The sequence below is a fragment of the Bacillus cereus group sp. BfR-BA-01356 genome (genome assembly GCF_022663635.1).
In the GTDB taxonomy this organism is placed as follows: domain Bacteria; phylum Bacillota; class Bacilli; order Bacillales; family Bacillaceae_G; genus Bacillus_A; species Bacillus_A cereus.
The window spans coordinates 1-13,796 of sequence record NZ_JAKUFX010000033.1 but is presented as its reverse complement, the minus strand read 5'-3'; the positions used below and the strand labels follow the sequence as shown (position 1 = coordinate 13,796).

Below are 13,796 nucleotides of genomic sequence, written 5' to 3'. Positions count from 1 at the left end.
ATGACTCTTATATTCCTTTTCCAACAAACTAGATTTATAATAAAAAAACAATACACATTTTATGAAGAAGGGACTGTGATTACAAGGCATCATGAAAAAGATAATAATTATTTCTGCCACTACTATTGTAATCGGGATCACATCTTTCGCTTACTTTGGTTCTAAAACACCACTACATAATGAAGCAAAAGCTGTCGAAAGTCAAAAGCATAATAACCATAAAAAAGAAGAGATTCCTGCTTTTCCAAAAGCTGATCATAATGCAAAGAAAATAGACAATGACTTTTCAGTTGTAACAAATCCAAAATCTAATCTTGTCTTAATTAATAAACATCGAAAACTACCAGATGGATACATTCCTGAAGACTTAACGAGACCAAATGTACCATTTATTAGTCCAAAAGATAAAGAAAAAACATTGCTGCGCAAAGATGCTGCCGAGGCACTTGAAAACATGTTCAAAGCTGCGAAAAAAGAAGGGCTTGATCTTACAGCTGTATCTGGTTATCGTTCATACAAACGCCAAAAATCGTTGCATGATACATACGTTAGACGTCAAGGAAAAGCCGAAGCTAATTCGGTAAGCGCAATTCCTGGTACAAGTGAACACCAAACGGGTTTAGCAATGGATATTAGTTCAAAATCAGCTAAATTTCAATTAGAGCCTATCTTCGGAGAGACAGCAGAAGGAAAATGGGTCGCGGAACATGCTCATGAATTCGGTTTTGTCATTCGTTACTTAGAAGATAAAACAGATACAACAGAATATGCCTATGAACCATGGCACTTACGCTACGTTGGTAATCCATACGCTACATACCTATATAAACATCACTTAACATTAGAAGAAGCGATGGAAGACAAAAAATAAGAGAGCAAATTGCTCTCTTATTTTTCTTTCACTCTATTATTGTAGTAATTTCTTCTTCCATTCTTCAGGCCATGGTTCGCCTCTTCCTGTTTTTTTCGAAGCTTGAACCATCATTCCACGACCTACTAAACAAACCTCTCCTGCTGCATTCTTCACCATATAATGTAAATCTAAAGAAGAATTCCCGACCGATCCTGCCTTTACATACACCTTCAGCTGTTCATCAAAATATATTTGCTTAATAAAATTACATTGTAAATCCGCAACAACGATCATCGTTTCTGATGATGCATGTGTCCACTCTTGCATAAATCCAAGTTCTTTAAACAACGCAATACGAGCTTCTTCAAAATAAGTAAAAGCAACGACATTATTTACATGTCCAAACATATCTACTTCACCAAAACGAACCTTTACAGGGTTGTAAAACGAAAAACCACTTTCCCATTGCTCAAAGTCTTCAATATAAGAAATCCTCTTCATTGTTATCTCTCCTTTTCACCTTGAAATAAACAGAATAAACAGAAAAATGCAGTTATAAATATTGCCTCTTCGATATGAAGAGGCAATATTTATTAATAGTTATTATCGCTACCAAAGAAATCTTTGAACGATTGAATTGTTGTATCACGGTTTAATGCCGCAATTGAAGTTGTTAAAGGAATACCCTTCGGACATGATTGCACACAGTTTTGAGAGTTACCACAGTTTGCTAGTCCTCCATCTCCCATAATTGCACGTAAGCGATCTGCTTTATGCATTTCACCCGTTGGATGTGAGTTGAATAAGCGAGCTTGTGATAACGGTGCTGGTCCAATAAAGTCAGACTTACTGTTTACGTTTGGACATGATTCTAAGCAAACACCACATGTCATACATTTTGAAAGCTCATAAGCCCATTGACGCTTTTTCTCAGGCATTCTTGGTCCTGGACCTAGGTCATACGTACCATCAATTGGAATCCACGCTTTAACGCGTTTTAGAGCATTAAACATGCGACTACGATCAACTTGTAAGTCACGTACAACCGGGAATGTCTTCATCGGTTTTAAGCGAATTGGTTGCTCTAATTGATCAATAAGTGCCGTACATGATTGACGTGGTTTTCCGTTAATCACCATCGAACATGCACCACATACTTCCTCTAAGCAGTTCATATCCCATGCAATCGGAGTTGTTTGGTTCCCTTTTGAATCAACAGGATTACGACGGATTTCCATAAGTGCTGAGATAATATTCATATTCGGACGATATGGAATTTCAAACTCTTGGTCAAACGCTTGCGCATCTGGCCCGTCTTGTCTCGTAATGATGAGGCGGATTGTTTTCTCAGACATGTTGTTTATCCCCCTTCTCTTCACCCTTAGCAGCTACATCGTGTTTTGAAGAATAATCACGTTTACGCGGTTTAATTAACGAAATATCAACGTCCTCGTAATGGAATGCTGGTGCATTTCCTTCTCCCTCAAATTTTGCCATCGTAGTTTTTAAGAAGTTTGCATCATCACGATTTGGGAATTCAGGTTTGTAATGCGCCCCACGGCTCTCATTACGGTTATATGCGCCAATTGTAATAACACGTGCTAACTCAAACATATTTGCAAGTTGGCGTGTAAATGAAGCACCTTGGTTACTCCATCTTGCTGTATCGTTAATGTTAATACGTTTGTAACGAGCCATTAATTCTTCAATTTTCGCATCTGTTTCTAATAATTTTTTATTTTCACGAACTACTGTAACGTTATCTGTCATCCATTCTCCAAGCTCTTTATGAAGAACATACGCATTTTCGTTACCATCCATCGTTAAAATATTGTTAAATTTCTCTGTTTCGATTAATTCATTTTGCTCATATACAGTAGATGAAACAGCATCAGATGATTTAGAAAGACCTTTCATATACTCAATTGCGTTTGGTCCTGCTACCATACCACCATAAATTGCTGATAATAGTGAGTTCGCACCAAGACGGTTACCACCGTGCATAGAATAATCACACTCACCTGCTGCAAATAAACCTGGAATATTTGTCATCTGTTTATAATCAACCCATAGTCCGCCCATTGAATAGTGAACAGCTGGGAAGATTTTCATCGGTAGTTTACGAGGATCATCCCCTGTAAATTTCTCATAGATTTCAATAATTCCACCTAGTTTAATATCTAGTTCTTTTGGATCTTTATGAGAAAGATCTAAGTACACCATGTTTTCACCGTTAATACCTAGTTTTTGCTCTACGCAAACATCAAAGATTTCACGCGTTGCGATGTCACGAGGTACAAGGTTTCCGTAAGCCGGATATTTTTCTTCTAAGAAGTACCATGGTTTACCATCTTTATATGTCCAAACACGTCCACCTTCACCACGTGCAGATTCACTCATAAGACGTAATTTATCGTCTCCAGGAATTGCCGTTGGGTGAATTTGAATGAACTCACCGTTTGCATAATATGCGCCTTGTTGATATACAGCAGAAGCTGCTGTACCTGTATTGATAATGGAGTTTGTTGATTTTCCGAAAATGATACCAGGGCCCCCTGTTGCCATAATCACGGCATCTGCTCCGAAACTTCTAATCTCCATAGTTTGTAAGTCTTGTGCAACGATTCCTCGGCACACACCTTCATCATCAACAACAGCTCGTAAGAAATCCCAACCTTCATATTTCGTTACAAGTCCTGCTACTTCGTGACGACGTACTTGCTCATCTAATGCGTAAAGTAATTGCTGTCCAGTTGTTGCACCAGCAAATGCTGTACGGTGATGTTGCGTTCCACCAAATCGACGGAAATCAAGAAGTCCTTCTTCCGTACGGTTGAACATAACACCCATACGGTCCATTAAATGAATGATACCAGGTGCTGCTTCACACATTGCTTTAACTGGTGGTTGGTTCGCTAAGAAGTCCCCACCATAAATTGTATCGTCAAAGTGGATCCATGGAGAATCCCCTTCACCTTTCGTATTTACGGCACCGTTAATTCCGCCCTGAGCACATACAGAATGTGAACGTTTTACTGGTACTAAAGAAAACAGTTCAACATTTACTCCTGCTTCTGCCGCTTTAATCGTTGCCATTAAGCCAGCCAAGCCACCGCCGACTACTATAAGTTTCCCTTTCATGCTCTCCCACTCCTTACTGGTTTGCTAGCTGTGGATCGATGAACGCTAATAATGCACTCACACCTACATAAGATAAACCTAAGAAAATAGCTAATGTTACATAAGTAGAGATTCTTTGTGAACGTGGAGATACTGTAATTCCCCAGCTGATGCAGAATGTCCATAGTCCATTTGCAAAGTGGAAAATTGTTGAAACAACACCAACTAAGTAGAATGTAAACATAGCTGGATTGTTTAAAATATCTGCCATCATATCATAGTTTACCTCTTTACCTAACATTGCTTGAATACGAGTTTCCCAGACGTGCCAAGAAATGAAGATCAGCGTAACGATACCTGAAATTCTTTGGAAGACGAACATCCAGTTACGGAAATAACCGTAAGAAACCGCATTGTTCTTAGCTGTAAATGCAATATATAAGCCATATATAGCATGGTACAGTATCGGTAAAAAGATGATGAAAATTTCTAGCGCATACCGGAATGGAAGGAGCTCCATAAAGCCTGCAGCTTTGTTAAAAGCCTCTGCTCCTCGTGTTGCAAAGTTGTTTACAATTAAATGTTGCGTCAAAAAGACACCAACCGGGATGACCCCCATTAATGAGTGCCACTTACGAAACGTATACTCGCGGCCTTTCATGTCCCCATTACCCCCCTTGAATGTTTGACTGCTGTTTTCAGATTAGTTTATGACAATAATGTTTTTTCACTATTGGCATAAGAAAAACTGAAAAAATTATTCGAAATATTTCAGCATAATTTGATACCAAGTTCATTTTACTCCTATTTTTGTCGAAGCGTCAAGAAAACGTATACATAATTTGCATATAATTTGCCAATTCTTTTTTTCTTCTTATATATTCAGATTTTCCTAAAGAAAAATCTGTTTTTATAAATGTGAAATGTTATATAATAATCCCTATAGAAAGAGGGGAATATTGTGAGTAAAAATACAATCGATACAACATCTTTAGAAGATGTTTCATTGAACGCCTTCGCTTATGAATTGCTACGTGAAGAATTACTACCTGATTTAATCGGCAACGATTTAGATGGTATTTTATACTGGTCTGGTAGAAACCTTGCAAGAAAATATCCGCTAGAAACAATTGAAGAAATCATTCAGTTCTTTGAAAAGGCTGGCTGGGGCACTTTAAGCATTGTTGAACATAAGCGTCGTGAAATGCAGTTCCAACTTAAAGGCACACTCATCGCAGAACGTCAAAAACAAAAACGACATTCTTCTTATCAACTAGAAGCCGGATTCATCGCTGAACAAATCCAAAAGCAACGGAACGTCGTTGCAGAGTCATACGAAGAAAAGAAAAAACGTTCTGACTCTATTACATTTCTTGTAAAATGGGATATAAAAGATCTCATTGAAGTGTAAGCATTACCTACAGTCAACTAGACATATCAGTTTAGTTGACTTTTTTGTATTTTCATTCAGATGAGTTTATTTTAAATCTTCAGAAATTATACCAAAAAACAGAAGACGTTGTAAACTACAACGTCTTCTTATCTGTTAAATACGTATAAATCGTCTCCGCGACATTTTTCGGCATACCCGCTTCGACAAATTCCTCTATAGAAGCTTCTTTCATCTTCTTTAATGAACCAAAATGTTTTAACAATACCTTTTTCCGTTTATCACCGATTCCTGGAATATCATCCAATGCTGATTGAATGACAGATTTCCCATGTAATTGACGATGGAATGTAATCGCAAATCGATGCACCTCATCTTGAATACGCTGCAATAAATAAAATTCTTGGCTATTTCTCTCAAGCATCACAGGTTCCGGTGGATCCCCAATAATTAAATGGGAGGTTTTATGTTTATCATCTTTTACAAGACCTGCCATCGGAATATATAATCCGAGCTCATTCTCTAAAATATCACTTGCAGCCGCTAGATGGCCTTTTCCTCCATCAATAATAATCAAATCAGGTAAAGGTGAATTTTCTTTAAGTGCCCTTGTATAACGGCGCCTCACAACTTCTCTCATAGACTCATAATCATCTGGCCCTTGAACCGTTTTAATTTTATATTTTCGATACTCTTTCTTCGCCGGTTTCCCATCGATAAAAGCAATCATTGCAGAAACGGGATTTGTTCCTTGAATATTTGAGTTATCAAACGCTTCAATACGATACGGCGTTTCAATCCCAAGCTGCTTCCCTAAATGATCTACCGCTTTAATCGTTCGTTCTTCATCACGTTCAATTAAGTAAAACTTCTCTTCAAGAGCAATCTTCGCATTTTTATTTGCCAATTCTACAAGGTCTTTTTTCTTACCACGTTTCGGCTGCGTCGCTTCCACTTCTAAAAAGCGCTCTACTAATTCCGAGTCTATACTTCCTGGAACGACAATTTCCTTCGGCTTAAAATGACTACTGTTTTCATAAAATTGGCCGATAAACGTTAAAAAACCCTCTTCTGGTTCATCGTAAATTGGAAACATAGAAACATCACGTTCAATTAGCTTTCCTTTTCGAACGAAGAAAACTTGAACACACATCCATCCTTTATCCACTGCATACCCAAACACATCACGATCCACTAAGTCACTCATAATCATCTTTTGTTTTTCCATAATCGCATCAATATGAGCAATTTGATCACGCAACTCTTTTGCACGTTCAAACTCTAGTTTCTCTGAGGCCTCATACATTTTTATTTCTAGTTCTGAACGAACTTCTTTATGTCCACCGTTTAAAAACTTAATAATTTCATCTACAATTTCTTTATTTTGTTCTTCCGTCACTTCTTTCACACAAGGCGCTAAACATTGACCCATATGATAATACAAACAAACTTTATCTGGCATATTCGTGCATTTCCGAAGTGGATACATACGATCTAGCAGTTTTTTCGTTTCATGAGCAGATTGTGCATTTGGATAAGGACCAAAATATTTCCCTTTATCCTTTTTTACGTTTCGAGTAATGAGTAAGCGCGGTTGCTTCTCCGCCGTAATTTTAATAAAAGGATATGTTTTATCATCTTTTAATTGAATATTATATTTCGGATCATATTTTTTAATTAGATTTAACTCTAAAATAAGTGCTTCTAAATTCGAAGAGGTTACAATATATTCAAAATCAACAATTTCTCCTACAAGCCGCAGTGTTTTCCCATCATGTGAACCAGTAAAGTACGAGCGCACACGATTTTTAAGCACTTTTGCCTTTCCGACATATATAACCGTTCCTTGCTTATCTTTCATCAAATAACAACCAGGTTGATCTGGTAAAATAGCCAACTTCTCTTTCAAATGTTCGTGCACTCGTCTCCCTCCATTTCTACATACTTAGCATTTTTATTTTCCCTTGAAAACATACTATGCCCAAACACCCAACATACGTTCTTTTATTGTAACGGAAAGACTGTAAAAAAGAAAATAAAAAAAGCTACCAAATGGTAGCTTTTTTTATTTTAGAAGTGTTTAGAAACTAATTCTACTAACGCTTCTTTCGGTTTGTAACCTAACGCTTGATCAACTACTTTACCGTCTTTTAATACGAAAAGAGCTGGAATGCTCATTACTTCGAATTGACGAGCAGTTTCTTGGTTTTCATCAACGTCTACTTTTACTACTTTTACTTTTTCGCCTAGTTCTGCATCAATTTCCTCTAATACAGGAGCGATCATTTTACAAGGTCCACACCAAGGTGCCCAGAAATCTAATAATACAACACCTTCGCTAGTTTCTGCTGCGAAGCTTTGGTCATTTGCGTTTACAATTGCCATTTTATTTCCTCCTTCAAGTATATTCTACCAAGAGTATATCATTAACTTATATACGTGGCGAATAATATGTATCGTTATGTATTGTAACAAAAAAATGTTCCTTTATACTATATAAAAATACGGATTAAATACTAAAAAGATGAGAGACAGGGGATCTCTCACCTTTTTCTATATATAGGGGTACTTCACTTGGAACTCAAGGGTACTTAAATCATGAATGTACTTTTAACTTTTTAAACTCTTCTGTTAAAAGAGGTACAACTTCGAATAAGTCACCGACAATACCATAGTCAGCTACTTTAAAGATACTTGCTTCTGGATCTTTATTGATCGCAACGATTATTTTTGAGTTTGACATACCTGCTAAATGCTGAATCGCACCAGAAATACCACATGCAATGTATAAGTCTGGCGTAACAACTTTACCAGTTTGACCAATTTGTAATGAGTAATCACAGTATTCAGCGTCACAAGCACCACGAGATGCCCCAACAGCGCCGCCTAGTACGTCTGCTAACTCTTTTAATGGCTTAAAGCCTTCTTCACTCTTCACACCACGTCCGCCAGCGATAATAACTTTTGCTTCAGAAAGATCCACACCTTCTGCTGTTTTACGGACAACATCTTGAATGATTGTACGTAAATCTTTCACATCAACTGTAATAGAAGATACGTCACCGCTGCGAGACTCATCTTTTTCCAGAGTTGCAATGTTATTTGGACGCACTGTCGCAAATAAGATGCCGTCTGTTACAATCTTCTTCTCGAATGCTTTACCAGAGTAAATTGGACGAGTGAAGATAACATTTCCACCTTCAACCTCTAAAGCAGTTACGTCAGAAACTAAACCAGCTTCAAGCTTCGCTGCTAATTTTGGTGATAAATCTTTACCAAGTGCTGTATGTCCAAAAACGATACCTTCTGGATTTTCTTCAGCATGTACAGCTAAAAACGCTTGTGCATAACCATCAGATGTATATGATTTTAATTTATCATTTTCAACTGTCACAACGCGATCTGCACCGTAATGAATCAATTCATTTGCAAAAGAGGCAACGCTGTCTCCAATTAGAAGACCTACTACTTCACCGCCTTCTGCAATTGTTTTTGCTGCTGCTACCGCTTCAAAAGAAACGTTACGTAGCGATCCATCACGAACTTCACCCATTACTAATACTTTACGAGCCATAGATTTTCCCTCCTGCATATATAATTTCGTATTTTATTAGATTACTTTCGCTTCTGTATGGAGCAACGATACAAGTTCTTTTACTTGATCTTGCAGCTCGCCTTGTAACACTTTTCCTGCATCTTTCTTAGGAGGCAAATAGATTTCAATTGTTTTTGTCTTTGCTTCCACATCATCTTCTTCTAAATCTAAATCATCTAATTCTAATTCTTCTAGCGGCTTTTTCTTCGCTTTCATAATACCTGGAAGCGATGGATAACGCGGTTCATTTAAACCTTGCTGTGCTGTTACTAAAACTGGTAATGAAGTTGCAATCACTTCTGTATCACCTTCAACATCACGCTCAATCTTCACATTTGTACCGTCAATTTCAAGTTTTGTAATTGTCGTTACATACGGAATATTTAACGCTTCAGCTACGCGTGGTCCTACTTGTCCAGATGCACCATCAATTGCAACGTTTCCGCCTAAAATTAAATCTGCATCTTTATCTTTTAAATATTCAGCAAGCACTTTTGCTGTCGTGAACTGGTCACCATTTTCTACATCATCTTCAATATTAATTAATACAGCTTTATCACAGCCCATTGCTAATGCAGTACGAAGTTCTTTCTCACTATCTTCGCCACCAACTGTTACAACTGTAACTTCTCCACCTTGTGCGTCTCTTACTTGAATTGCTTCTTCAATTGCATATTCATCGTAAGGGTTGATGATGAATTCCGCTTCGCCATCGTAAATTGCACCGTTTTTAATTACGATTTTTTCTTCTGTATCAAATGTTCGTTTCATGAGTACGTAGATGTTCATTCCATTTACCCCCTTGTTTTTCAGAAAGATTCTATCAATTTTAATTTTCTGTTAATTTATATTAAAAAATAATTGAACTACCTGCCACTAAATGAAGGTTTACGCTTTTCTAAAAATGCAGCTACACCTTCTCTTCCATCTTCACTCGTAAATACTTCACCAAAAATCTGTGATTCACGTTGTACACCTTCATAGTAATGAGACGATTTTGTCGTTTGCAATAACTCTAGTACAGCACGAGTTGTTGCTGGACTTTTTCCAGCAATTTGTTTTGCAACTTTAAGCGTATCATCTAAAAGAGATTCTTCAGAGAACAATCCGTTAACAAGTCCCCACTTTAATGCTTCTGCACCAGTAATTGGTGTACTTGTTAACATCATTTCACAAGCTTTCGCTTTCCCAACATAACGTGGTAAGCGCTGTGTACCTGCAAAGCCAGGAATTAATCCAAGTGTTAATTCAGGTAAACCAAGTTTTGCACTTTCAGTTGCAAAGCGCATGTGGCAAGACATAGCAAACTCAAGGCCGCCGCCCAGTGCCGCTCCATGAATTGCCGCAATAACTGGTTTTGAACATTTTTCAACACGCTCAAACGTAACTTGTCCAAGCTGTGCTAATTCTGTTGCTTGCTTCGCTTCAGTAACAGATGTAAATTCTTTAATATCTGCTCCCGCTGAGAAGAAACGTCCTTCACCGTGAATAACAACAACACGAATGTTATCATCCTTTTCCACTTGATCAATTAATTCAGTAACGTCATGCATAACTTGTGAAGACATCGCATTCGCTGGTGCGTGATTTAATGTCGCCACCGCGATATGATCTTCAACTCTTACAGATAGGAATTTCAACATGATCCCTCCCATTATTGACGATAACCACAAGCTGCAATAAGTAGCCCGTGTACCGTTTTTGAAAGTGCGACCAGATCATACTTATGATCGCTCATTACCCAATTGGTCACTACTTCATCTACTGTTCCAAAGATCATTTGTCTTGCCACGCGAACATTTAAATCTGCTTGAAATTCACCTTGTTTTATACCAGTCTCTAAAATCTCATCCATAACTTGTAAGTAGCCTTTTAATACTTCATTTATTTTAAGGCGCAAGTCTTGATTGGACTGCCTCAGCTCTAATTGCGTAACGATAGCAAGAGGATCATTTTGCGACAACAGCAAGAAGTGCGTTTCTACCAACATGAATAACTTCGATACAGCGCTTTCAATTCCTGCTGTTTTTTGACGAATTGTTTCGACAAATTCTCCCATCTTCTCTTGGAATAAGGATATTAATATATCTTCTTTATTTTTAAAATATAAATAAATCGTGCCATCAGCTACCCCAGCTTGCTTTGCGATTTTAGAAACTTGCGCTTGGTGGTACCCATTCTCCGCAATCACAATGACTGCCGCATCAATAATTTGATTGTATTTCGGTCTATTTTTCTTCACTTTACTGTCCCCTTCAAGAAGATGACTGAATGAATAGCCATTCATATTCTTATAATACTGACTATTTAGAAAAGTGTCAATCCTATTTTTTCAAAAAGAAAGGGCCTTAGCCCGTTTGCTCATCCTCATTCTTTCTCTTCTCTTCATCTATTAGAACACGGCGTAAAATTTTCCCTACTGTCGTTTTTGGCAATTCATCTCTAAACTCATATACTTTCGGCACTTTATAAGCCGCTAAATATTTACGTGCAAACTGATTTAATTCTTCCTCAGAGCACTCCGTACCTTCTTTTAACACAACAAATGCTTTAACTGTCTCTCCTCGGTACGGATCTGGAACTCCAATTGTCACTACTTCTTGCACTTTTTCATGCTCATATAATACTTCTTCAACTTCACGAGGATACACATTAAATCCACTCGCGACAATCATATCTTTCTTGCGATCTTTTACATAGAAGAATCCATCTTCATCCATGTAGCCAACATCCCCTGTATGGAGCCAGCCATCTTGCAATACAGCCGCTGTTTCCTCTGGCTTATTCCAGTATCCTTTCATAATTTGAGGACCTTTCACTACAATTTCCCCTATTTCTCCTGGCGGTAATGCCTCACCAGTTTCAAGTGACATAATGATTGCTTCTGTATCTGGCCACGGAACTCCAATGCTACCTGGCACCCGCTTTTCCCATAAAAAATTACTATGTGTAACCGGAGAGGATTCTGTTAAACCATATCCCTCTACTAGTTTACCACCTGTAACTGTTTCGAACTTTTCCTGTACTTCTACTGGTAGTGGTGCTGACCCACTAATACAAGCACGAATAGAAGAAATATCGTATTCTTTTAAAAGTGGGCTATTTAAAAGAGCGATATAAATAGTTGGTGCCCCTGGAAATAGTGTCACTTTATGCTTCTTAATCGCTTCAAAAACCATTTTCATATCAAACTTTGGAATAAGGACCATTTTGTATCCTTGCATAACACTCAAATTCATAACAGCCGTCATGCCGTACACGTGGAAAAATGGAAGAACCCCAAGAATGACTTCTTCTCCTTCTTTGCAATTATATAACCATTGAACTCCCATTAACGTGTTAGAGACGAGGTTTTTATGCGTTAACATAACGCCTTTCGGAAATCCGGTTGTTCCTCCTGTGTACTGTAAAAGAGCTAGATCATTTTCAGGATCACAAGGCACCTCAACATCCGTATTCACTTCTTTTTCTACTGAATTCCAAAGATGAATCGTTTCACTCTCTGATACTTTCACAACTAAATTTGACTGTTTTTTCTGCACAAATGGATACAATAGATTTTTAGGGAATGGTAAAAAGTCCGCAATACGAGTTACGATAATATGCTCAATTTTTGTAGCAGATTGAACATTCGTTACTCTTGGAAACACTAAATCGAGACAAAGAATTACTTTTGCTCCCGAGTCATGAAGCTGATATTCTAATTCTCTTTCTGTATACAGTGGGTTTGTTTGTACTACGATACCTCCCGCAAGTAATGTGCCGTAATAACCAATTACAGCTTGCGGACAATTCGGCAACATAATAGCAACTCGATCACCCTTTTCCACACCGAGCTTTTGAAGATAATTTGCAAACCTCTTCACCTTATCATGGAAGTCCGAAAACGTAATATCCTTCCCTAAAAAGTGAAGCGCTTTCTTTTCTGGGTAGCGAGATGCCATCTGTTCTACATATCTATGAAGCGGCTGAATATCATAAGAAATCGTACTAGGAATTTCCTCTGGATAACTTTTCAACCATGGTTTTTCCACCTTCATTCCCCCTTCAAATACATAAAAAATAAATGAATGTTCATTCATGATGGTTATTTTCATTATATTATAGTCACCATAACGTTACAATCATAATATTCTGACTTTTACATAACTATGCTTTACTTCATTAACTTCTTATTATATGTAGAAACTCTCTTAATCTTAAAAGAGTACGAGAGTTATAGTTTAACTTAATCTTATTATCGTTAACACTGCTCCTGGAGTAGTTGTTGATAATGTTGCGACAGCTAACAAACCAAATAATTGTAAGCTAATAGCATCTCCTGCTGCAAGAGTTGTAATGATTGTTGCGCTAAATGATGTGGTTGCGACAGCAGGAGAATTTATCGTCCCAGCAAGTGGTGCTCCATTAATTGTAATTCGTGAACTGACCAATAATGAAGCTGTTATATTAATCGAATATGAAATATAATAATTTCCAGCATTTGCAACCGTAAATACTGTATTTCCCCCGGAAACCGTAATACCTGGACCGATATTTTGATTATTCGGAAGCGGGACATTCGTTCCACCAAGAACTACCGATATCGCTGTTCCCGACGTATTATTTGCAAATGCATATGTCGCCGTGATACTTGTACCTGTAGCCCCGGTTGAGCCGGTTGAGCCTGTTGCTCCTGTTGGGCCTGTCGCTCCAGTTGGACCTGTTGCGCCTGTTGCGCCTGGCGCTCCCGTTGGACCCGTTGCTCCCGTTCCTCCTGTCGCCCCCGTTGGACCCGTTGCCCCTGTTATTCCTGTTGCCCCTGTTATTCCTGTTGGGCCTGTTGCTCCTGTTGGGCC

14 protein-coding genes are annotated in these 13,796 nt (G+C 38.0%); 2 read left to right on the top strand and 12 right to left on the bottom strand.

From position 1 onward, the window contains the following. Positions 1-91: 91 nt before the first annotated feature. Positions 92-871, top strand: coding sequence for a M15 family metallopeptidase (locus MR168_RS13815; protein ID WP_000720201.1), 780 nt, complete (start codon positions 92-94; stop codon positions 869-871). A gap of 36 nt (positions 872-907) precedes the next feature. On the opposite strand, the gene MR168_RS13810 is transcribed toward MR168_RS13815, so the two are convergent. The 4 genes from MR168_RS13810 to sdhC all read right to left on the bottom strand — a co-directional run bounded on the left by MR168_RS13810 (position 908) and on the right by sdhC (position 4,634). Then, positions 908-1,354 (bottom strand): acyl-CoA thioesterase, encoded by a 447-nt coding sequence (locus MR168_RS13810; RefSeq protein ID WP_000822734.1) that lies wholly within the window; start codon positions 1,352-1,354, stop codon positions 908-910. A 92-nt stretch (positions 1,355-1,446) separates the two neighbouring features. Beyond that, complete coding sequence (gene sdhB, locus MR168_RS13805) at positions 1,447-2,208, bottom strand: succinate dehydrogenase iron-sulfur subunit (RefSeq protein WP_001291827.1); 762 nt, start codon at positions 2,206-2,208, stop codon at positions 1,447-1,449. Beyond that, positions 2,201-3,994, bottom strand: a complete 1,794-nt coding sequence (gene sdhA / locus MR168_RS13800) for a succinate dehydrogenase flavoprotein subunit (protein ID WP_000676750.1) — start codon at positions 3,992-3,994, stop codon at positions 2,201-2,203. Before sdhA ends, sdhB begins: the two co-directional genes overlap by 8 nt. Positions 3,995-4,007: 13 nt before the next feature. Continuing rightward, positions 4,008-4,634, bottom strand: a complete 627-nt coding sequence (gene sdhC / locus MR168_RS13795) for a succinate dehydrogenase cytochrome B558 (protein WP_000678355.1) — start codon at positions 4,632-4,634, stop codon at positions 4,008-4,010. Between the two features lie 300 nt (positions 4,635-4,934). On the opposite strand from sdhC, the gene MR168_RS13790 reads away from it, so the two are divergent. Continuing rightward, on the top strand, positions 4,935-5,384 hold the full coding sequence (locus MR168_RS13790) for a YslB family protein (RefSeq protein WP_000042221.1): 450 nt from the start codon (positions 4,935-4,937) through the stop codon (positions 5,382-5,384). A gap of 115 nt (positions 5,385-5,499) precedes the next feature. Here the strand turns inward: MR168_RS13790 and uvrC are convergent, their stop codons facing one another. From uvrC to MR168_RS13750, 8 genes are all read right to left on the bottom strand, one after another. Beyond that, the gene (gene uvrC / locus MR168_RS13785; protein ID WP_000544296.1) at positions 5,500-7,284 is read right to left on the bottom strand and encodes an excinuclease ABC subunit C; all 1,785 of its coding nucleotides are present in this window, start codon (positions 7,282-7,284) and stop codon (positions 5,500-5,502) included. A gap of 149 nt (positions 7,285-7,433) precedes the next feature. Next, complete coding sequence (gene trxA / locus MR168_RS13780; protein WP_001018943.1) at positions 7,434-7,748, bottom strand: thioredoxin; 315 nt, start codon at positions 7,746-7,748, stop codon at positions 7,434-7,436. Positions 7,749-7,959: 211 nt separating this feature from the next. Beyond that, a complete protein-coding gene (gene etfA / locus MR168_RS13775) occupies positions 7,960-8,937 on the bottom strand; it encodes an electron transfer flavoprotein subunit alpha (RefSeq protein ID WP_000101945.1) in 978 nt (325 codons plus the stop codon). 36 nt (positions 8,938-8,973) lie between these two features. After that, the gene (etfB, locus tag MR168_RS13770; RefSeq protein ID WP_001029028.1) at positions 8,974-9,747 is read right to left on the bottom strand and encodes an electron transfer flavoprotein subunit beta; all 774 of its coding nucleotides are present in this window, start codon (positions 9,745-9,747) and stop codon (positions 8,974-8,976) included. 77 nt (positions 9,748-9,824) lie between these two features. After that, positions 9,825-10,601, bottom strand: a complete 777-nt coding sequence (locus MR168_RS13765) for an enoyl-CoA hydratase (protein ID WP_000911292.1) — start codon at positions 10,599-10,601, stop codon at positions 9,825-9,827. Positions 10,602-10,612: 11 nt separating this feature from the next. Then, entirely contained in the window at positions 10,613-11,200 is a 588-nt protein-coding gene (locus MR168_RS13760) for a TetR/AcrR family transcriptional regulator (protein WP_000742223.1), read from the bottom strand. 106 nt (positions 11,201-11,306) lie between these two features. Then, positions 11,307-12,992, bottom strand: a complete 1,686-nt coding sequence (locus tag MR168_RS13755; protein WP_000414743.1) for a long-chain-fatty-acid--CoA ligase — start codon at positions 12,990-12,992, stop codon at positions 11,307-11,309. A gap of 189 nt (positions 12,993-13,181) precedes the next feature. Then, on the bottom strand, positions 13,182-13,796 hold a 615-nt coding region (locus MR168_RS13750), incomplete at its 5' end, for a BclA C-terminal domain-containing protein (protein WP_481747025.1).

Coding starts and splice junctions, on each gene's coding strand:
- sdhB (WP_001291827.1), bottom strand. CDS start 2,208: ATGTCTGAGAAAACAATCCGCCTCATCATTACGAGACAAGACGGGCCA.
- etfA (WP_000101945.1), bottom strand. CDS start 8,937: ATGGCTCGTAAAGTATTAGTAATGGGTGAAGTTCGTGATGGATCGCTA.
- trxA (WP_001018943.1), bottom strand. CDS start 7,748: ATGGCAATTGTAAACGCAAATGACCAAAGCTTCGCAGCAGAAACTAGC.
- sdhC (WP_000678355.1), bottom strand. CDS start 4,634: ATGAAAGGCCGCGAGTATACGTTTCGTAAGTGGCACTCATTAATGGGG.
- MR168_RS13810 (WP_000822734.1), bottom strand. CDS start 1,354: ATGAAGAGGATTTCTTATATTGAAGACTTTGAGCAATGGGAAAGTGGT.
- MR168_RS13815 (WP_000720201.1), top strand. CDS start 92: ATGAAAAAGATAATAATTATTTCTGCCACTACTATTGTAATCGGGATC.
- etfB (WP_001029028.1), bottom strand. CDS start 9,747: ATGAACATCTACGTACTCATGAAACGAACATTTGATACAGAAGAAAAA.
- MR168_RS13765 (WP_000911292.1), bottom strand. CDS start 10,601: ATGTTGAAATTCCTATCTGTAAGAGTTGAAGATCATATCGCGGTGGCG.
- sdhA (WP_000676750.1), bottom strand. CDS start 3,994: ATGAAAGGGAAACTTATAGTAGTCGGCGGTGGCTTGGCTGGCTTAATG.